Raw genomic sequence first — 19680 nt, 5'->3', positions numbered from 1 at the left:
CTCACGCGTTCGGCAGATGCGTCGCCAGAGCTTCCAGCACCGCCATGCGAACGGCCACGCCCATCTCGACCTGCTCTCTGATGAGCGACTGCGCCCCGTCGGCGATTTCCGAAGAGATCTCGACGCCGCGGTTCATCGGGCCCGGATGCATCACCAGGGCGTCGGGTGCGGCCAGCCGCAGCTTGTCGGCATCGAGCCCGAAATAGCGGAAATATTCCTTCACGGAGGGCACGAAGGAGCCGTTCATGCGCTCGCGCTGCAGGCGCAGCATCATGACGATGTCGCAGCCCTCCAGGCCCTTGCGCATGTCGGTGAAGACCTCGACACCGAAGCGCTCGATGCCGGTGGGCAGCAGGGTCGAGGGTCCGATCACCCGGACCCGCGCACCGAGGGCCTGCAGCAGGATGAGGTTCGAGCGGGCCACGCGACTGTGCAGGACGTCGCCGCAGATCGCGACCCGCAAACCTTCGATCCGGCCCTTATTGCGCCGGATCGTCAGCGCGTCGAGGAGCGCCTGCGTCGGGTGCTCGTGGGCACCGTCGCCGGCATTGACCACGGCACAGTCGACCTTGCGGGCCAGGAGGTGCACGGCGCCGGCCGCGTGATGGCGCACCACGATGATATCGGGCCGCATGGCGTTGAGGGTGGCGGCAGTGTCGATGAGGGTCTCACCCTTCTTCACCGAGGACGAGGCCACCGACATGTTCATCACGTCGGCTCCAAGGCGCTTGCCGGCGAGCTCGAAGGAACTCTGCGTCCGCGTCGAGGGCTCGAAGAACAGATTGATCTGGGTGCGACCGCGCAGGGTGGTGCGCTTCTTCTCGACCTGACGCGAGAGGGCTACGGCGTCCTCCGCCCGGTCGAGGAGGATCTCGATGTCGGATCGGGTGAGCCCCTCGATCCCGAGCAGGTGCCGGTGGGGGAAGCTGGGAGGGGCGGCTGTCATGGTGAGTCCAGGGCTATAGGCCGCCCCGCAGGGGCCGGCAAGCGCGCGCGGAGCGCCCGCCGGGCTGGCGTCGTCAGACCCCGGGGGCCACCAGCGGCCGTAGGGATTCGGCCAGATCCGTCAGGCTCAGGCCGCCCTTCTGCAGGACCCGATCCGCACGCCCCGCGAGCCGCCTGCGGTCGTCGGCCGTGATGTCCTTGGCGGTGAGGACGACGACCGGGATATCGCGCCACTCAGCCTGCTCGCGCAGGGCTCTCAGAAAGCCGAAGCCGTCCATCTCCGGCATCATCAGGTCGAGGAGGATGAGGCAGGGCTTCTTGGCCGCCGTCGCCTCCAGGCCGGCCACGCCGTTCTCGGCCGAGGCGACGCGCCAGCCCTCGCGGGTCAGCATCGCGGAGAGGCGCTCGCGGGCATCCGGATCGTCATCGATGATCAGCACCGGGCCCTTGTGCTCGGAGGGCTTGAACCGCTCCATGGCCGACTTGAGCTGGCCCCACTCAATCGGCTTCTGCAGGTAGTCGGTGGCGCCCAGCGAGAAGGCGAGGTTCTGCTCGTCGAGCACCGTCACCATGATGATCGGGGTCGCGCCGAGTTCCGGGTCGGCCCGCAGGGTACGCAGCACCGACCAGCCATCCATGCGCGGCATCGTCACGTCGAGGAGGATCACCCGGGGCTTGAGCTCGCGGGCCCGCTCCACGCCCTCGCGCCCGTCACGGGCGGTGGCCACGGTGAAGCCGTCGCGTTCCAGGAAGCGCGCCAGGAGATCGCGCGTCGCGGCGTCGTCGTCGATGATCAGGACATGGCCGCCGGCGACCGGTCGTGCCTCGCCGGTCCGGTGCAGAGCGTCGTGGTCCTGATGAGCCGCCGCGATCGGGTTTGGAGGCACGTAGGTCGCCGGCACCGCCAGGGTGAAGGTCGTGCCGGCTCCCTCCTCGCTCTCCACCTCGATGCGGCCACCCAGCATCTCGGCGAAGGCGCGGGTGATGGCGAGGCCGAGGCCGGTGCCGCCGAACCGGCGGGTGGTCGAGGCGTCGGCTTGGGTGAAGCGCTGGAACAGCTTGGCCTGCTGCTCGGGGGTCATGCCGATACCGGTGTCCGTCACGCGGAAGACGAGCCAGTCGGCCCCCTCGCGCGCCGTGCGGGTGACCCCCAGGGTGATGCGCCCGGCCTCGGTGAACTTCGCCGCATTGCTCAGGAGGTTGATGAGGCACTGGCGCAGCTTGGTTTGGTCGGTCTGCGCCTCGCCGAGGTCGTCCGCGATCTCGAGGGCCAGGCTGTTGCCCTTCTTGTCGACCAGCGATTCCACGGTGGCGGCGACGTCGCGCACGGTCTCGGCTACCGGGAAGGCCTCGGCATAGATCTCCATGCGCTCGGCCTCGATCTTCGAAAGGTCGAGGACATCGTTGATGAGGCCCAGCAGGTGGCGGGCGTTCGCCTCGATCTTGCGCATGTCGGCGAGGAGTCCCTCCTCGCCGAGATCCTCGATCTCCTCCTGCAGCATCTCGGAATAGCCGATCACCGCCGAGAGCGGGGTCCGCAACTCGTGGCTCATGTTGGCCAGGAACTGGCTCTTGGCGCGGTTGGCCTCCTCGGCCGCCTCCTTGGCGGCCTCCAGGGCGAGTTCCGCTTCCTTGCGGGCGGTGACGTCGGAATGGGTGCCGACCCATTCGCGGATGCTGCCGTTCTCTTCCAGGATCGGGACGGCACGGGCCGACATGATCCGCCACACCCCGTCCTGGCGGCGGACACGGTGCTCGATCTCGTAGGGCGCGAGGGTTTCCAGGGCCTGGAGCCAGGCCGCGTTGGTGCGTTCGCGGTCGTCGGGATGAATCGAGCCCAGCCATCCGGCTCCGGCGGCCTCCTGGGGCGTCTGACCGGTGAAGCGGGTCCATTCGGAGGGGGTCACCTCGAATCCGCCTTCCGGATTGGTCGTCCAGACGATGGCGGTGGTGGCCTCGGTGAGGGAGCGGAAGCGCTCCTCGCTGTGGCGCATGCGCTCCTCGGAGAGCTTGCGCAGGGTTTCGTCCGAGACCACGAGTCCGACGCCGTCGGCCTGGGCGCCGCCGGTGCGTGCGGAGCCGGTCCGTCCGCGCAGGGGATAGAAGCTCATCTGGAAGTGGCGCACCCCGCGTGGTGCGCTCGGGGTGGGCACCGCCACGTCAACGTTGGTGGTCACCAAGCCCTCGTCGCGGGCGGCTTTGAGCTTCGGGATGAGCTGCTCCTGCAGCGTCGGTACGTTCGCCCAGATCGGCGCACCGAGATCGGCGCCGAATCCGCGCTCATTCATGGTGGCGAGCGCCCGGTTCATGTTCTGAATCGTCAGGTCACGGTCGAGGAAGCCGAGGCCGACGGGTGCGTTGGCGAAGACGCCGTCGAGGAGGGCGGCGGTGCGCTGCTCGTCGCGACGGCGCACCAAGGCGAGGCGCCCGAGCAGCCCGACCGCACCCAGGGCCGAGGCGATCGACACCAGCAGCAGCACGAGTGAGAGCACGCGGTCCCGCTCCTCGCTGACGGCGAGGACAGCGGTAGCGTGGTTCTGGACACCCTTGGCGGCCCCCCGCACGCCGTCCATGGTGCGCTTGCCCTCCCCCAGGCGAGCCAGCGAGACGGCCGCGTCGTAGCCCTGGTTCCGGCGCAGGTCGATGACGTGGGCGGCGTAGTTCCTCTTCGCTTCCACGAAACGGCGCAGGTCGCGCATGTGTTCGGGCGCCTGGGCATCGGTCTGCTTCGTCAGGGTCTCGATGGTATCGAGCTGCCCGTCGATGGTGTTCTGGGCCGCCTGATAGGGCTCGAGGTAGGGTTCCTCACCGAACAGCACGTAGCCGCGCATGCCGGTCTCGAGCTCGACCATGTTCGACAGCAGGCGCTCGCTCTCCCTGAGGATCGCGTGCTGGCGCGCCGCTTCGGTGCGACTGGCCTCGCCGGCCAGATAGTTTCCGATGCCGGCTGCCACCGCGATGCCGATGAGCACCAGGGCGAGGGGGGAGCTCGGCAGGCCCGCGAGGATGCGGGGCTTGCGCCAACCACGATCGGGACGCTTCGGGTAGGCGCTGGTCATGCGATGCGGTTCACGGGGTTGACGCCCGGGCGGGCGGGAGGAAGGGCCGGCGTGGTCGCGGCGGCGATGGTGTTGTGCTCCAGCCCCACCACGACAGGATCGGAGAAACAGGATCACGGGTCCGACGCTCGCAAACGCGCCGGCGCCGTTTCCGTTCATCCCGGGGCTCACCGCGCCCGGTGCAATATCCGCTCAATCGGCACCTTCGTCCGGGATGGCGAGACGCGTGCCGCAGGCCTTGCAGTGAACCGCATCGCTGTCGTGGCGCTGCAGGCCGCAGGCCGGGCAGGGAAACCGTACCTTGGGGGGGCGGAACAGCACCTGGGCGAGACGCAGGAACAGCGTCACGCCGAAGATCATGACGACGACCGAGATCAGGCGTCCGGTCGGGCCCGGCAGGGTGATGTCGCCGTAGCCGGTGGTCGTCAGCGAGGTCACGGTAAAATAGAGCGCGTCGATGGCGTTGCCGATCGCCGGGTTGCTGCCGTGCTGCGTGGCGTAGACGATCCCGGTCATCACGAAGACGAAGACCGCGAGATTGGTGGCGGCCAGGATCGCGTCCTCGTTGGCGCGAAAGACGGTGCTGTCGGCGCGGAGGCGATCGAGGAGCTGGTAGGTGCGCAGGAGGCGCAGGGTCCGGAGGATGCGTAGGAAGCCGACCCCCTCCCCCACCACCGGCGCGAGGAACGATACCACCGCTGCGATGTCCGCCCAGGTGGAAAGGTGCAGGAATTCCTGCGCCCGGTTCCGGCTGATGGCGAGGCGCGCCAGGAAGTCGAGGAGGACGACGAGGCCGAGGACGACGTCGATTCCCTCGATCCAGGGCGCGCGCGGCAGGAACGAGGTCACCACGACGTAGGCGACGGTGGTCACGTCCAAGACGAGGAGGCCGTAGCGGAAGCGATGCGCCCCGTCGGTATTTCCTTCGTAGAGTCCGGCGAGGCGCGCGGTGAGTGAGGTCATGGCGGCAGAACGGCCGATCGGGGTTGGTCGATCAGCGCCGCAGCCGATTGCCGAGAACGAAGCCGAACAGGCCCATCAGGATGATGCCGGCCGCGCCCTCGATGCCCACAAGCAGGTTGGTGACGCGGCCGACCGGCTTCACGCCGATTTCGGGGGGATTGGCGGTCATCATGTTCAGGGCGCTGTAGCTCACGAGATCGAGGGGATTGTAGGTCGCCCGCCCGTCGCCCCCCTCCGGGATCAGGCCACCGGTCAAGCCGTAGAGAACCGCGAAGACGAAGATCAGGATGACGAAGGCGCGGGCGATGCGTGACAGGCTCTCGCCGTAGTCGCAGAGCCACTCCACGAAGCGGTCGGCAACCCATTGATAGCCGTGGCGGGCGAGGTCCGGGCCCATGCGCTTCTCCCAGGCCGCCCGTGCCTGGGCGCCCGCGTGGAACCGGCCCATCCGGCGGCCCCGCTTGTAGGCCCAGCTCGCCGCATCCTGGCTGCCGATGCTCTTGAAGTTCTGTTCCAGGGCGAGATAGCTCGCCTGCGCGGCGACGTAGTCCCGGGCGATCTCCTCGCCCACCGCGCCGCCGAGCTGGTCCACCCGCATCCGGGTGCCGTTGAGCCAGGCCCCGGCGAAGCGCGCATGGCGCAGGTCGCAGGTGGAAAGATTGAGCCGCACCAGGCTGGTCTCGGACAGGTCGGCCCCGGACAGGTCGGCCCCGTCGAGCTTCACCCCGGTGAGATTGGCCCCTCGCAGGCGTGACCCGCTGAGCTGGGTCTTCTTCAGGCTGGCGCCCTCGAAATCCGCGTAGGTCAGGTTGACGCCCACGAGCTTGACCTCGTCCAGGCGTGCACCGCGGAAATGCGTGTAGTCGGCATCTGCACCGGTGAAGTCGGCCCCCCAGAGGTCTGCGCCGTCGAAATTGGCGCCGTCGAGGAGCGCCCGGCGGAGCTTGGCGAAGCGCATCGCAGCGCCCCCGAAATGCGCATCCTCCAGCATGGCGTCGTCGAAATTGGCTTCGCCGCCGGCAATGCCGGTGAAGCGGGCGCCGCTGAGATCGGCACCGGCGAAATTCGCCTCCTCCACCGTGGCGCCGGCGAAGCCCGCGGAGCGTCCGAGGGCCCCGGCGAGATTGGCCCCCGCGAGGTTGGCGCCGGTGAGATCCGTGTCCTCAAGGTGCGCGTCGCTGAGATCGGCACCGGCGAGGGCGAAGCCGGCCTGCTTCGGGTCCCACCAGGCGGGTGGTTGCGGGGTGTCGCCGAGCCGGGCCGCCAGGGCTTCCCGCCCCAGGGGCAGGCCGCCGAGGTCGCGGGCTTCGCCACCGGAAAAGCCGATGAAGGCTGCGGATTCGAGGCGGGCGAGGAGCGCGTCGACCCGTGCGCGCGCTGCGGCAGTCTCCTCGGCGTCAGGCTCCACGACCGACCTCCCGGTGGGCCATGCGGGCACCATTCCGGCCCTGGGACGTTCCGCAACGCTCGGCCACGGCGTGCCGGCGACGACACGGGGGGTGAAGTGTGGCGGGGACATGGATGGCACTGGGCCTGAAGGCCTTCGGCGTGCTCCTCGTGGCGGCGACGCTGCTGCCGTTCGTTCCGAGCAATTCCGGCTTCATCCGCACCTTCGATTTTCCGCGACTGCAGATTGCGGCCCTGATCGTGCCGGTGATCCTGGGCCTGCTTCTCGTCGCCCGCGATGCCCCGGGGCTGATGCTCGCCGTGGGCCTCGTGGCAGCCCTAGCCTACCAAGTGGCTTGCATCTACCCGTTCACGCGTCTGTCCTCGCCGCAGGCCGTGGCCGCGGAGGCCGGCGCCTGCCGCTCCGACGCCGGCGTGTCGATCATGATCGCCAACGTGCTCGAGTCCAACCGCGCCTACGCACCGATCCTCGATCTCATCGCCGCTCAGGACCCCGACCTGCTGCTGCTGGTCGAGACCGACGCAGCCTGGGCGCAGGCGCTCGAACCCCTGCGGGCCCGCTATCCTCACGTGCTGGCCCAGCCGCAGGGCAACACCTACGGGCTGATGTTCTATTCGAAGCTCCCCCTCACCGACCCGCAGGTGCGCTTCCTCCTGGAGGACGACGTCCCCTCCGTCCGCGCCGGCGTGACCCTGCGTTCCGGCGAGACCTTCACGTTCTTCGGCGTGCATCCGCGCCCGCCCCACCCGGGCCAGAGCAGCGCCGCACGCGACGCCGAGCTCGTCCTGGTGGCCCGCGAGGTGAAGGCGGAGGGGCGTCCCGCCGTTGTGGCGGGGGATCTCAACGACGTCGCCTGGTCCAAGACCAACGACCTCTTCCAGCGGATCAGCGGGCTCCTCGATCCGCGCATCGGGCGCGGTCTCTATCCGACCTTCAACGCGAAGTGGCCGCTGCTGCGCTGGCCCCTCGATCATATCTTCTTCAGCGCCGACTTCCTGCTTGGCCGGATCGAGCGCCTGCCCCATATCCAGTCCGACCATTTCCCGATCCTCATCAGCCTGTGCCGCAGCGATCGAGCTCCAGACCTGCAGGAGGCACCGGAGGCTACGGTGGACGATCACGCGGACGCTCGAGAAGCCCTGGAGGCCGCGCCCTGATGTTCGGCGACGCCTGTAGGCTCAATGCTGGGCGACACCCGCCGCCATGTTGATCGCCAGCGCCAGGACGCTTGTGTTGAAGACATAGGCATAGATCGTCTGCACCGTGGCGACCCGGCGCATCGCCTTGCTGGTGATGTCGGTGTCCGAGGTCTGGGATGTCGCCCCGATCGTCGCGGAAAAGTAGAAGAAGTCCCAGAAGTCTGGGTTCTCGTCGCCGTTGAAGTCGAGGCCGCCGCGGGACGTGTCGGCATCGGCGCCGTAGTAGAGGTGCGCGTAGTGCACCGTGAACACGACCTGCACGAAGAGCCAGGCACTGATCATCGTGGCGGCCGCGAGGGCCAGGTGAGTCAGGCGATAGGCTTCGCTGCCGTTTCCTCCGAGAACCAGCATGGCCACGGCGCCGAAGCTCGCCGCCGCCGCCAGGATCGCGAAGAGCGTGACCGTGAAGGCGCTGTCATCGAGGCGCGAGGCCTCGGCCCGCAGGGAATCCCGTGACTGGCGTGCAGCCTTGCCGACGATGAGCCCGCAATAGACGAGAACCCCGAGACACCAACCGATCAGAAGCCGGACCGACAGGTCGGCGAAGGGCAGGATCAGGGCGAGCACCAGGGTGAGCCCGACGCTGACGAGGAGGCGCGGCCGAAGCCAGAAGGCCTGGATGGGATTGAGCATGCGCCGCCTCGCAGGAGTGAGCTCCGTCCCTGCTCCTGCGCCCACGCGCACCCTATCCGCAAGCCTTGTCGCAGCGTGGTCCACCGCCCCGAACGCGCCGGGCGATCCAGGGCCGCAACGGCAGAAAGAGGCGGTAGGCGAACTCGCCCAGACCGAGCACGCCCGGTAGGCGGGCGAGCCACGCGAGGAAGCGCCAGCGCGGCAGCACGGCCCAGAGCGCGACGAATCCGGCGGCCCCCGAGACCAGGGCACCATCGGGGCGCCGAACGTGGAAGCGCGCCCGGGCCGCACCCCGCGTGAGGCCGGGTCCGAGTTCCGCAGGGCCTTCGGCCCCGGCATCGACCCAGGCAATGCGCTCGGCCCCCTCGGAGCGCCGGTACAGCCGGATTTCCGCGGCACAGAGAGGACAGGCGCCGTCGTAATAGACGGTCAGCGCGAGGCGCGCAGTCTGGGAGGTGGACATGGACGAGACATAGGGCACGGCCTGCAACGAAACACGGCCGCGAAGGACTTCGCGGCCGTGTCGGATTCACTCAGGCACCTTTGCAGGCGCGCTTGCGTGGCCTCAGCGGCGTGCGAGCGCCTTCAGGGCGTTGCGGCCAGCATAGAGCGCCTGCGAGCCGAGGCCCTCCTCGATGCGGATCAGCTGGTTGTACTTGGCCAACCGATCCGAGCGGGCGAGCGAGCCGGTCTTAATCTGTCCGCAATTCGTCGCGACCGCGAGGTCGGCAATGGTCGAGTCCTCGGTCTCGCCGGAGCGGTGGGACATCACGGCGGTGTAGCCGGCGCGCTGGGCCATATCGACGGCCGCCAGTGTCTCGGTGAGCGACCCGATCTGGTTGACCTTCACCAGGATCGAGTTGCCGGTCTGCTCGGCGATGCCCCGCGAGAGGCGGGTGACGTTGGTCACGAACAGGTCGTCGCCCACGAGCTGGCAACGGTCGCCGACCCGGTCGGTGAGCAGCTTCCAGCCCTCCCAGTCGTCCTCGGACATGCCGTCCTCGATCGACAGGATCGGATAGGCATCCACGAGGCCGGCGAGGTAGGCGACCTGTGCCTCGATATCGCGGGTCTGCCCCTCGCCCTCATAGTGGTAGGCACCGTCCTTGAAGAATTCCGTCGCGGCGCAGTCCAGGGCCAGGACCATGTCGGTACCGGGCTTGAAGCCGGCGGCCTGGATCGACTGCATCACGAAGTCGAGGGCGGCCTCGGCCGAAGGCAGGTTCGGGGCAAAGCCGCCCTCGTCACCCACGTTGGTGTTGTGGCCGGCCTTCTTCAGGGCGCCCTTCAGAGTGTGGAACACCTCGGCGCCCATGCGAACGGCCTCGGCGAGCGACGATGCGCCCACCGGCATGATCATGAATTCCTGGAAGTCGATCGGATTGTCGGCATGCGCGCCACCGTTGATGATGTTCATCATCGGTACGGGCAGCACCCGACCCTGCGTTCCGCCGATGTAGCGATAAAGCGGCAGTCCGGCCGTCTCGGCAGCAGCCTTGGCGACGGCCAGCGAGACGCCGAGGATCGCGTTGGCGCCGAGGCGGCTCTTGTTCGGGGTGCCGTCGAGCTCGATCATCGCCTCGTCGATGGCGATCTGGTCCTCGGCATCCATGCCGCCGATGGCGTCGAGGATGTCGGACTGCACGGCGTTGACCGCCTTGCGCACGCCCTTGCCGCCGTAGCGGCCCTTGTCGCCGTCGCGCAGCTCCATCGCCTCGTGCGCGCCGGTGGAGGCGCCTGACGGCACGGCTGCGCGGCCGAAGGAGCCGTCTTCGAGCAGCACGTCGACCTCGATGGTCGGGTTGCCTCGGCTGTCGAGGATCTCACGGGCGGCGATGTTGGTGATCGCGGTCATGCAGGCGCCTTCCGGACGTTTCGGCTTGTCGAGGCCTCAATCGCGTGAGGCCGGGCCCCTCCCGGACGCCGCCATTTGGCCGCATCGGGGATGGGGTGATCCCGCCGAGGCTTATCCGCCAACGCTTCGCGTCCGGCAAGCGCCCTCGGTAACCCGCTGCCTTCGGGCCGACAGAATCTCCCGCGTCCCGTCTGGACCGGATCGCGTCAGCGGTCTCCGGCGCCCGATAGAAGCAACTCGATCTGGGCCATCCCGTTCTCGCGCGCCTTGGCTTCGGTGGGATGATTGCGGTCGGATCGCTGAATCAGCTTCCCCTTCCGGCGAATCGCCCACTGGTATGGACTGCCCGGCGCCTTGGGCGGCTGGATCTCCAGGGTGTAGGGGTAGGTAGCCGTGTTTTCGTCGCTCATACGTTTCATATGGCACGCGGACCCCGCGCCTGCCACTCGTCGGTGACACATGACTGGCGAAATGATTGGATTTCGTCATAAGGCCTGACGCCTACGACGTGGTCCGCTCCTCGTCTTCGGAAGATTTTGCCCATGACGCCACCGCCTTCAGGCGCCGAGAGCCTGCAACTTGGACAGATGACGCCCCCGCCGGGCAGCCCGGACGAGGCTCGACTCGACCGGGTGCCGAACCCACATCCGACCACCGACTATCTGGCCCGCTTCACCGTGCCGGAATTCACCTCCCTGTGCCCGGTCACCGGCCAGCCGGATTTCGCCATCCTGGTGATCGACTACGTACCGGATCAGTGGCTGGTCGAATCGAAGTCGCTGAAGCTCTATCTGACGGCCTTCCGCAATCACGGAGCCTTCCACGAGGATTGCACGGTGGGTATCGGCCTGCGCCTCACCGAGTTGCTGGCGCCCCGCTACCTGCGCATCGGCGGCTTCTGGTACCCACGCGGCGGTATTCCCATCGACGTGTTCTGGCAGACGGGCGAGCCGCCGAAGTCCGTCTGGCTTCCGGATCCCGGCGTGCCACCCTACCGGGCCCGCTGAGAACCGTTCCCTTGAGAGCGGCCTCGGCTCAGGCCGCCATCGTCCGCGTCTCGATGCAAGGCCAGGCTGCCTGTGCGGCCAGACGCAGGCGCAAGGCGCTGCCGATCCGGCAGCGCGCAGCCTCGACGATCGGACCGTCGAACGCCACCGGACGGCAGCGACCGGACAGCGGACTGCCGGTCCCGTCGACGTCCCTCCACCAGCCCTGCCTGGTGTCGCTGCCGAACCAGGCGCGCGCCGCTCTCGAAGTACGATTCGGCCGGCAGGCCTTCCGCCAGCAGGATGTCGTGCCGGTCGAGCTCCACATGCCAGTAGGTCACCCGGTCCACAGCCTCTCGGCAGATCGCGATGCCATCGATGAGGTTCATGATCGGCACCAGCACGCCGCCCGCGTTCGCCGCATCGGCGCCGATCAGCACCGGGTGTCCGGGCGACAGGCGCAGGTCTCGGGCTGGGACGGCCTGACCGCAGGCATCCGTGCCGAACGCTCCGGCCAGGATGCGTACGGGCCATTGCGTCGCAGGCACGGGATAGGCACCGGGCCGAACCTCCCGCCGACCGATCCAGCGGATTGGGCGGAATCCGCCCGTCGCGGTCACCGCCACATCGCCCACGCCTAGATCTTGGATAAAGACCTGGCCGGCGATGCCGTCTCGGACGACCGCGATGCGCGTTCCGGTGGTGAAGCAGACGGGATCGGCGAACTGGATCCTTCCGATGTTCGTCAGGGTATCGACGGCGCCCGAGGTCTTGTCGGTGACGATGGTACGCGCGCCCGTCCGGTCGATCGTGAAGTTCGTGCGCAAGCCCGTGACGATGAAGGTGTTATCACCCGCGCCACCGTCGACCACGTTGCTGTTGCCATTGCCGATGATCACGTCGTCGCCATCGCCGGTGATCGCCTTGTCGATCCGCGTGCCGAAAGAGATGCCGATGTTTTTGGTGACGGAGCTGTTGGCGCTGGCGGTACTGAAGGTGCCGGGATTCAGGTTGATTCGGCTGCCCTGGCTGTATCCGGAGACGTCGAGAGTGTTGTCGACGCCCCGATTGTAAAGGGTGACGAAGGGGGTACTGTTTTTGGTGAAATCGAAGTAGTCTCGGGATGCGCCGGTGATATTTGTATTGAAGCCGTAGGTCTGACCGCCGGCGAAGGTGCTGGTTTTGGATTCTCCGTAGAAGCGTTGGATGGCCAGGATGTCGATGGGCATGGGTGTCTGAGCCCATCCTCCTTGCCAATCCGCCACGACGGGGCCCTGCGACGTGAAGGGCGAGGCCGGGTCGCTGTTTCCGTAATAGGACATCAAGGTCCAGAGATTCTGGTCGTACGGGCCTCGCACCCCCTCCACGGTATCGCCGTTGTACGGTCTGGAGTGACCGAGGCCTACGAGGTGGCCCGTCTCATGAGCTATGGTTCCCAGGATGTTGGAGTTCTCGAGGCTGAAGATGTTCGACGGTCCTGAGTCCGGAAAAGCGGATGTCTGGATCGTTGCTTGACCGCCTGCGGCATTGGGGGAGGTCTGTGATGGGATGTCCGAGCCTCCGATCGGCTGGCGGCCGTTGTTCGGGAAGAAGGTAACGCCGGGCCCTGCGGTTGGATTCTCGAGCAGCACATTTGCCGTCTCAGTCGTCGGAACGTATTTGAACGTGATGTCCGCGATATCGGACCACAGCGTCAGCGCGGAAGTATAGGCGGCCTGGCTTTGAGCTGGCAGGCCAGCGCCGAAGGAGTAAGTGACTGTTCCCCCTGGTGTTCCAGCCTCGCTCGTGGCTGCGAGAGGGGTGCCCTCGCTGTCATTATAGAACTTGTTCATCCATACTTGTGTCTTGCTGAAGTCCGCATAGTTCCAAGTGAACCAAGTGTCCTTCCCAATCCGGCCATCCTCATCGAGACCCGACAGGTAGGTGACTTCATCACGCTGTTCTGGACTCAGGTCCGTCAAGATGGCCATTCCGCATTCCTCACAACCGTGGGGATCGGACGCGAACCCCCTTGCGAAGCTTGTGGGACGAGGCGCAAAAATCGATATGGCCCCGAGCGCGCGAAGCGGAGCGGTTCGCAGTTCCGGGCGGGGTCCAAACGCAAGCAGGGGCGGCCAACTTTCGTTGGCCGCCCCTGCTTGCGTTTGCGTATCGGTCTTCGGTGTCAGACGATGAAGAGCTTAATAGCCATAACCGTAAGCGGGAGCGCCGTAGCCATAGGCAGGACGCGCATAACCGTCGCGATAATAGGAATCCCGCGCAGCGCCCGCAGCGATTGCGCCCGCCGCGAGACCGGCAATACCGAGACCGACGGCCGCGCCGGTTCCGATCCCACGACGACGACCGCCATACGCGTAGCCGCGACCATAGCCGCGATGGCCGTAGGCATGTCCATGACCGTAGCCCCCATGACCGTAACCATGGCCACGCGGCCCGGCCTCGGCGGAGGTGGCAGCGGCGAGACCGCCGAGCGAAAGGGTAAGGGCAGAAATCAGAGCGAGCTTGCGCATGGTATCCTACAGCATTCGAGAACGAGTTGGACATTCCAACGTCAGGATGTCCCGATCGTTCCCGTCCGCTTTCCCAGATGAACAAAGCGCAACGTGGTTCATCGCCCTTGGTGAATCGCTTCAGCCGTCCAGAGTTGTCGAGCCCGTGCCTGGACTTGCCGGATCTAGATTGACGGTTTTCCTCGATCTCAGGGGGCCTGGCCGACGATCCGCGCCTTGGCGAGGCGATCGAAGGCCTGCAACTTGGCGAGCAGCGCCGGCATCGCCGTCAGGGGTACCATGTTCGGTCCATCCGAGGGAGCCTGGTCCGGGTCGGGATGCGTCTCGATGAACAGGCCGGCGACGCCCACCGCTACGGCCGCGCGAGCGAGCACGGCGACGAACTCCCGCTGACCGCCCGATGTCGCGCCCTGACCACCCGGCTGCTGCACCGAGTGGGTGGCGTCGAACACCACTGGGGCGCCGTGGGTCACCTGCGCCATGATCGGCAGGCTGCGCATGTCGGAGACGAGGGTGTTGTAGCCGAACGAGGCGCCGCGCTCGGTCACCAGCACGTTGGGATTGCCTGCCCTGGTCACCTTCGCGGCCACGTGGGCCATGTCCCAGGGTGCGAGGAACTGACCTTTCTTCACATTCACCACTCGGCCGGTGGCGGCGGCCGCGAGAAGGAGGTCGGTCTGCCGGCAGAGGAAGGCCGGGATCTGGAGCACGTCGATCACCTCGGCCGCAGCCGCGCATTGCGCTGCCTCGTGCACGTCGGTCAGGACGGGCAGGCCGAAGCGCTCCTTGATCTCCGAGAAGATCGGCAGGGCCCCGGCGAGGCCGAGGCCGCGCGCGGTGGTGCCGGAGGTCCGGTTGGCCTTGTCGAACGAGGCCTTGAACACAAGGCCGATTCCGAGGCGGTCGGTCATCGCCTTCAGGGCATCGGCGATCTCGACCGCGTGATCGCGACTCTCGAGCTGGCACGGGCCGGCGATCAGCGCGAAGGGTAGGTGGTTCGCGAACGCGACCGAACCGGCCATCACGATGGGAGCGGTGGAAGACGCGGTCTCGGATGATGCAATCTGAGGCATGGCGCCGGTCTAGCCCGCCTGCGCTGCCACGGGAAGGCCGGCATGGCGGCGAAGCACGCCCCGGGTGCTGGGGATCAGCACGCAGAGGGTCCGCGGCGACACGAACGGGTCGGTATCGGGCGCCGTCTCGCAGCGGAGCGCAGCGCGCCCTACAACGCCCTCCTGGGGGCGTCCCGTGACCAGGGCGCCCTGGTGCAGACTGAGGGCGAGGGTCTCGACAGCCTCGGGTTTCGCGCCGGTGAGCGCCCCGGCGGCGAGGCCGATCAGCGCGTAGTAGCGGCGAGCCGGCTCCCGTTCCAAGGCGGAGAAGACCATACGGTGCGCCCGGCAATCGAGGCTCATCCGCTCGGCATCGGCTGCGCGGAATACGGCGCGTGTCCCCTCGCGACCGGCCAGGGAAGCCCCGGTGGCGCGGATCATCCGTGCGGCGAGGGCATCGCAGCCATCCGCCGCCGCCGGAGCCGCAGCGTACAGCATCGGGGAAAGCAGGATCGCGGCGAGCCGGAAGGAAAGCATCATCGGTCCGACCTAGCGCAAGAGACAGACCGCGCCCACCACTTACAGCCGCGGGGTGATCGAACCCGTGGTGTCGCCGTGGCAGGCCTCGTGAGCATGGGAGCGCAGGACCCGCGGCAGGGACACCGTATGTGCGCCCGCCTCGTCCTCGAAGGTGCCGGTGAGAGCATCTGCGCCGGCGACGCCCTGGAAGTGGAGCGGCCCGACCTCCGTCTCAACCGCGAAGCGGATCGCCTTGGTGGCGTCGTCGAGGGTGACGTCGGCGGCAGCGCGGGGGCCACGCTGCTCGGCCCTCTCGTAGGTCAGCCCGTTCCCGTTCGGTGAGCGTCGCAGGGTGATGCGCTGGCCGCTGCGCGTGCCGGTCTGCGGCAGGGTACAAAGGTCGGCATAGACGAAGGTGCCGGACGCCCAGGCGGTGCGCGCCTGGGCCGGGGCCGCCTCGGCCATGAGGATGCAGAAAGCCAGGCCGGGCAAAACATGAGCGCCGGCGCGTTGCAGCGTTCTCGGGGTCACCGTCCTCAGGGTCACCATCGCGTTGCCTCCCGGATAGGCGCCGCATCATCCGGCGCCGACGTTTCCGGATTGCGTCAGAAGGGTCAGGCCGCCGAGCGCGCGCGGGCCCGGTGCTCGGCCTCCAGGGATGCAAGAAGGATGCAGATGGCGATGCCCTCGGCTGCCTTCGTCACGTCGCTGAGGCTGGGAAAGGTCGGCGCAAGACGCAGGACGCTGTCCTTCGGGTCGCGGCCATAGGGCGAGGTCGCTCCGGCCGGTGTCAGGGCGATGCCCGCTTCCTTGGCGAGCCGAACCACCTCGGTGGCGGTGCCTTCACGGGCTTCGACGGTGATGAAGTAGCCGCCCTCGGGCCGGGTCCAGCGCGCGGCACCGGTTCCGGCCAGGTGCCGCTCCAGGGCCTCCTGTACGGCCGCGAACTTCGGCGCGATGAGGGCCCGGTGGGCGTCCATGTGGGCCTGGAGTCCGGCGGCGTCGCGCAGGAAGCGCACGTGGCGGAGCTGGTTCAGCTTGTCGGGGCCGATGGTCTGCTTGGCGGCACGGGCCAGGAACCAGCGCGTGTTCTCGGGCGAGCCGGCAAAGACCGCGAGACCGGCGCCCGCCAGGGTGACCTTCGAGGTCGAAGCGTAGAGAAAGGGCCGGTCCGGATGGCCGGCCTCGGCGCAGGCGGCGAGAATATCGCGTACCGGGTGGCGATCGGTGGTGAGGTGGTGCACCGCGTAGGCGTTGTCCCAGAACAGGCGGAAATCGGGAGCGCCGGTCGTCATCGTGGCGAGGCGCCGGACGGTCTCGTCGGAGAAGATCTCGCCCGACGGGTTCGCGTATTTCGGCACGCACCACATGCCCTTCACGGCGGGGTCGGCGACCAGCTTCTCGACCACGTCCATGTCGGGCCCCTGCCCCGTCATCGGCACGGGGATCATGCGGATTCCAAACTCCTCGCAGAGGGCGAAGTGGCGGTCATAGCCCGGCACCGGGCAGAGGAAGACCGGCGTCTCGCCCTGCGACCACGGCCGCTCGGAGCCGGGCACGCCCTTCAGGAGCGCCCACACGATGGTGTCGTGCATCAGGGCCAGGCTGGAATTGCCGCCGACCACGATCTGATCGGCCGGCGCATCGATGAGGTGTGAGAACAGGGCCCGCAGCTCGGGCAGGCCCTGCTGACCGCCGTAATTGCGCGCATCCTCTTTCGCCGCGGTGGTGTAGTCGCCGTTGCCCGGCAGCGCGAGCATGCCGTTGGAGAGGTCGAGCTGCTCGGGCGCCGGCTTGCCGCGCGTCATATCGAGCTTGAGGCCCCGGGCCTTGAAGGCGTCGTAGGCGTTGCGAGCCTGCGCGTGCAGGTCCGCGAGGTCGGCCGTGCTGCGGTCGGCGATCGTCGTCATGGTGGGCTCAGGTCCGGGTGGGGCCGCGCGGGCGTTCAAAAAGCGCGCACACCATGACGTCTCGCGTCGCCCGCGTCACCCCGCGCGGGCGCGGGGCTCCCGGTCTCAGGGTTGCGTGGCATGCCAAGTGGCTCGGATCCGAGTCCATGCCTCCGATGTCGGCTCGGCGCGTCCAGTCCGTGCGCCTGGAGGAACCATGGCGAACGGCGGCCCGCAGGGTGGGCCGCCGTTCGGTCTCGTTCGATCCCCCTCGGAGGAAACTCCGGATCAGCCCGCCTTGCTCAGGGCCACCGCGACGAAGCGGGTGACGCCCTTGGCGCTCTTGACCCGCATCAGTACCGCCTTGCGGCCGCTCGACTCGGCGGAGCGGACGCGCTCGGCCACCTCCGAGGGCTGCGAGACGCTGGAGCCCGCGACATCCAGGATGATGTCACCCTGCTCGATGCCCTTGGCCGCAGCCGGACCGTCGGGATCGACCTCCATCACCGCCACGCCTTCGGAGCCGGCACCGACCTCGGAGGCCGGGGCGAGGCTGAGGCCCAGCCGCGGCTGTCCGTTCGCCGAGGAGCCGCGGTCGGTGCTCGCCACCTTGGTGTCGTTGGGCAGCACGCCGAGTTCCACCGTTGCGGTGTCGGTCTTGCCACCGCGCAGGTAGGTCAGCTCGACCTTGGCCCCCGGCTTGATGCCGGCGATCTTGCGGGACAACTCCTTGGCGTCGTTGATCGGGGCACCGTTGACCGATTCGATCACGTCGCCGGACTTCAGGCCCGCCTTCGCCGCCGGAGTCCCCGCCTCGGCATGATCCACGAGGGCGCCCTTGGCCTTGTCGAGACCGAGGCCGTCGGCGATGTCCTTCGTCACCGGCTGGACCTGCACGCCGAGGTAGCCGCGGGCCACCTTGCCGTCGGCCCGGAGCTGGTCGACCACCGCCTGCACAGTCTCGGCCGGGATGGCGAAGGCCAGGCCGACGCTGCCGCCGGAGGGCGATGCGATGGCGGTGTTCACACCCACCACCTCACCGCCGACGTTGAAGGTCGGGCCGCCGGAATTACCCTTGTTGATCGGCGCGTCGATCTGCAGGAAGTCGTCGTAGGGGCCGGCGCCGATGTCACGGCCGCGGGCCGAGACGATGCCCGCCGTCACCGTGCCGCCGAGGCCGAACGGGTTGCCGATCGCCACCACCCAGTCGCCCACGCGGGGCGCCGACTTGCTGAGGGAGACGTAAGGGAAGGTGCCGCCCTCGGTGATCTTGAGGAGGGCGAGGTCGGTCTTGGGATCCTTGCCGATCACCTTCGCATCGAGGGTGCGGTTGTCGTCCAGGGTCACCTGCACCGACTTGGCCTTGTCGACCACGTGGTTGTTGGTGACGACGTAGCCGTCCGCCGAGATGATGAAGCCCGAGCCCATGGCGCCGCGTTGACCCTGGCGCTTGGGCATGCCGAAGCCCTGGCCCTGACCACCCTGACCCGGTCCGCCCTGGCCGAAGCGCTTGAAGAATTCGCGCAGCTGCGGCGGGACCTGCTGTCCCTGGCCGGGGCCGTCCTCGTCGTCGGAATCGGCACTGTCGTCGAGCTTCACCTTCACGGCGACGACGCCCGGTTTCACCTTGTCGACGACGCTGGCGAAGGAGCCCGGCGGATGATCGGGGGTCTCGATCGGGTTCTTGGAAAGGGATTGGGCGTAGGCCGGCGCGGCCGGCTGGGTCAGGCCGATACCGGCCGCGCCGGTCGCCACGAGGGCGGCCACGGCGACGGAGGCGAGGGCATTGCGGCGCAGACGGTTGGGCTGAGCGGTCATAGGGGTCTCCGGATCGGGGGGCCGCCATCGGCAGGCCGTGATCCGGTTTGTAGAGGGCGCCGCCTGACCCGGGCGTGGCGTGAAGATTACGGTTTGGACAGGTTCGCGGACGGCGGCTGAGGGGCAAGTCCGGACCGCCAGTGCAGGTCGAGGAGGAGGCCCGCCGGGTGGGTATCGAGGACGGGAGTGATGGGTAGGCCTGCGGCGTGCAACAGGCGTGCCGCCCAGTGGTTGCAGACGTTCGCGTAGGAGAAGCGCCCTGCCCCATCGTAGAACAGGCTCGGCCCGTAGAGGCCCGGACCGCCCGCGGCCGGCTGTCCGTCGACGAGGCGGAAGCTTCCTTCCAGGCGAGCGAGAAGGCGCGCGAGGCCGGGCTTCGAGACCCGCAGCGGCACGAGGTCCGAATAGGGAAAGCTATCACGCACCGGCCGCTCGAGGCCGACCACTTGGACCACCCCGGCCCGTCCGCCCGGCGTGAACAGGGCTGCGAGCGCGAGGCCGAGATCGAACTGGGCCAGGGTCGGCGTCGCCCGGTAGAAGCGGGCCTCGCCCCAACCGAACTCGATCTGCGGATAGGCGCGGAACCGCGTTGCGATGCTGGCGAGGGCCGGCCCGCTCCCCGCTCCCGTCAGAGCGGCCCGCGGCAGCACGAGGCCGGAATGCCAGCCGTGCGACACCAGCGCGATGCCGATACTGTCCGCGTCCGCCGGCGGATAAAGGTCCGGGTCGCCCCGCTGCGCCGTCAGCAGCGCTGCGAGGACGACGAGTCCGACCAGGGTGACGATCAGGGCGGCGAGGCCCGCGACAATTCGAGCGAGTCCCCACCGACCCGTGCGCATGGCTG

18 protein-coding genes are annotated in these 19680 nt (G+C 68.2%); 2 read left to right on the top strand and 16 right to left on the bottom strand.

What is annotated here, in order from left to right; all coding sequences use genetic code 11:
* Nucleotide 1: 1 nt before the first annotated feature.
* The 4 genes from ASF41_RS05870 to ASF41_RS05855 form a co-directional block, all read right to left on the bottom strand.
* The gene (locus tag ASF41_RS05870; RefSeq protein ID WP_056350637.1) at nucleotides 2–946 is read right to left on the bottom strand and encodes an aspartate carbamoyltransferase catalytic subunit; all 945 of its coding nucleotides are present in this window, start codon (nucleotides 944–946) and stop codon (nucleotides 2–4) included.
* 73 nt (nucleotides 947–1019) lie between these two features.
* The gene (locus tag ASF41_RS05865) at nucleotides 1020–4004 is read right to left on the bottom strand and encodes a response regulator (protein WP_056491606.1); all 2985 of its coding nucleotides are present in this window, start codon (nucleotides 4002–4004) and stop codon (nucleotides 1020–1022) included.
* Between the two features lie 192 nt (nucleotides 4005–4196).
* Nucleotides 4197–4967 (bottom strand): potassium channel family protein, encoded by a 771-nt coding sequence (locus tag ASF41_RS05860; protein ID WP_056213524.1) that lies wholly within the window; start codon nucleotides 4965–4967, stop codon nucleotides 4197–4199.
* Nucleotides 4968–4998: 31 nt separating this feature from the next.
* Nucleotides 4999–6375 (bottom strand): pentapeptide repeat-containing protein, encoded by a 1377-nt coding sequence (locus tag ASF41_RS05855; protein ID WP_056491604.1) that lies wholly within the window; start codon nucleotides 6373–6375, stop codon nucleotides 4999–5001.
* A 113-nt stretch (nucleotides 6376–6488) separates the two neighbouring features.
* On the opposite strand from ASF41_RS05855, the gene ASF41_RS05850 reads away from it, so the two are divergent.
* The gene (locus ASF41_RS05850) at nucleotides 6489–7532 is read left to right on the top strand and encodes an endonuclease/exonuclease/phosphatase family protein (protein ID WP_056491602.1); all 1044 of its coding nucleotides are present in this window, start codon (nucleotides 6489–6491) and stop codon (nucleotides 7530–7532) included.
* A 21-nt stretch (nucleotides 7533–7553) separates the two neighbouring features.
* Here the strand turns inward: ASF41_RS05850 and ASF41_RS05845 are convergent, their stop codons facing one another.
* The 4 genes from ASF41_RS05845 to ASF41_RS05830 all read right to left on the bottom strand — a co-directional run bounded on the left by ASF41_RS05845 (nucleotide 7554) and on the right by ASF41_RS05830 (nucleotide 10472).
* Complete coding sequence (locus tag ASF41_RS05845) at nucleotides 7554–8207, bottom strand: DUF1345 domain-containing protein (protein WP_056491600.1); 654 nt, start codon at nucleotides 8205–8207, stop codon at nucleotides 7554–7556.
* A gap of 52 nt (nucleotides 8208–8259) precedes the next feature.
* On the bottom strand, nucleotides 8260–8670 hold the full coding sequence (locus ASF41_RS05840) for a thiol-disulfide oxidoreductase DCC family protein (RefSeq protein ID WP_056491667.1): 411 nt from the start codon (nucleotides 8668–8670) through the stop codon (nucleotides 8260–8262).
* A gap of 102 nt (nucleotides 8671–8772) precedes the next feature.
* The gene (gene eno, locus ASF41_RS05835) at nucleotides 8773–10062 is read right to left on the bottom strand and encodes a phosphopyruvate hydratase (RefSeq protein ID WP_055951092.1); all 1290 of its coding nucleotides are present in this window, start codon (nucleotides 10060–10062) and stop codon (nucleotides 8773–8775) included.
* A gap of 206 nt (nucleotides 10063–10268) precedes the next feature.
* Nucleotides 10269–10472: a hypothetical protein gene (locus ASF41_RS05830; RefSeq protein ID WP_056183260.1), complete on the bottom strand. Its 204-nt coding sequence runs from the start codon at nucleotides 10470–10472 to the stop codon at nucleotides 10269–10271.
* A gap of 132 nt (nucleotides 10473–10604) precedes the next feature.
* Here ASF41_RS05830 and queF point away from each other — a divergent pair, with 132 nt between their 5' ends.
* Entirely contained in the window at nucleotides 10605–11069 is a 465-nt protein-coding gene (gene queF, locus ASF41_RS05825) for a preQ(1) synthase (protein WP_056213513.1), read from the top strand.
* On the opposite strand, the gene ASF41_RS23555 is transcribed toward queF, so the two are convergent.
* The 8 genes from ASF41_RS23555 to ASF41_RS05785 all read right to left on the bottom strand — a co-directional run bounded on the left by ASF41_RS23555 (nucleotide 11054) and on the right by ASF41_RS05785 (nucleotide 19675).
* The gene (locus tag ASF41_RS23555; protein ID WP_244479576.1) at nucleotides 11054–13018 is read right to left on the bottom strand and encodes a Hint domain-containing protein; all 1965 of its coding nucleotides are present in this window, start codon (nucleotides 13016–13018) and stop codon (nucleotides 11054–11056) included. The two genes, queF and ASF41_RS23555, sit on opposite strands and share 16 nt — an antisense overlap.
* 210 nt (nucleotides 13019–13228) lie before the next feature.
* Entirely contained in the window at nucleotides 13229–13558 is a 330-nt protein-coding gene (locus ASF41_RS05815; protein WP_082487217.1) for a hypothetical protein, read from the bottom strand.
* 188 nt (nucleotides 13559–13746) lie between these two features.
* Nucleotides 13747–14580 carry a 3-deoxy-8-phosphooctulonate synthase gene (gene kdsA / locus ASF41_RS05810; RefSeq protein WP_200941253.1) on the bottom strand — a complete coding sequence of 278 codons (834 nt, stop codon included), beginning with the start codon at nucleotides 14578–14580 and terminating at the stop codon, nucleotides 13747–13749.
* A gap of 60 nt (nucleotides 14581–14640) precedes the next feature.
* Nucleotides 14641–15150 carry a hypothetical protein gene (locus ASF41_RS05805; protein WP_244479575.1) on the bottom strand — a complete coding sequence of 170 codons (510 nt, stop codon included), beginning with the start codon at nucleotides 15148–15150 and terminating at the stop codon, nucleotides 14641–14643.
* A 39-nt stretch (nucleotides 15151–15189) separates the two neighbouring features.
* On the bottom strand, nucleotides 15190–15678 hold the full coding sequence (locus ASF41_RS05800) for a hypothetical protein (RefSeq protein WP_244479574.1): 489 nt from the start codon (nucleotides 15676–15678) through the stop codon (nucleotides 15190–15192).
* 65 nt (nucleotides 15679–15743) lie between these two features.
* Nucleotides 15744–17039 carry an aminotransferase class I/II-fold pyridoxal phosphate-dependent enzyme gene (locus ASF41_RS05795; protein ID WP_056491592.1) on the bottom strand — a complete coding sequence of 432 codons (1296 nt, stop codon included), beginning with the start codon at nucleotides 17037–17039 and terminating at the stop codon, nucleotides 15744–15746.
* Nucleotides 17040–17306: 267 nt separating this feature from the next.
* Nucleotides 17307–18836: a Do family serine endopeptidase gene (locus ASF41_RS05790; protein WP_056491590.1), complete on the bottom strand. Its 1530-nt coding sequence runs from the start codon at nucleotides 18834–18836 to the stop codon at nucleotides 17307–17309.
* 86 nt (nucleotides 18837–18922) lie between these two features.
* A complete protein-coding gene (locus ASF41_RS05785) occupies nucleotides 18923–19675 on the bottom strand; it encodes a DUF2459 domain-containing protein (RefSeq protein WP_056491588.1) in 753 nt (250 codons plus the stop codon).
* Nucleotides 19676–19680: the final 5 nt, after the last annotated feature.

It is taken from the genome of Methylobacterium sp. Leaf111 (assembly GCF_001423285.1).
Taxonomy (GTDB): domain Bacteria; phylum Pseudomonadota; class Alphaproteobacteria; order Rhizobiales; family Beijerinckiaceae; genus Methylobacterium.
The sequence above is the reverse complement of the archived record's forward strand: the minus strand, read 5'-3'. Positions and strand labels throughout refer to the sequence as shown.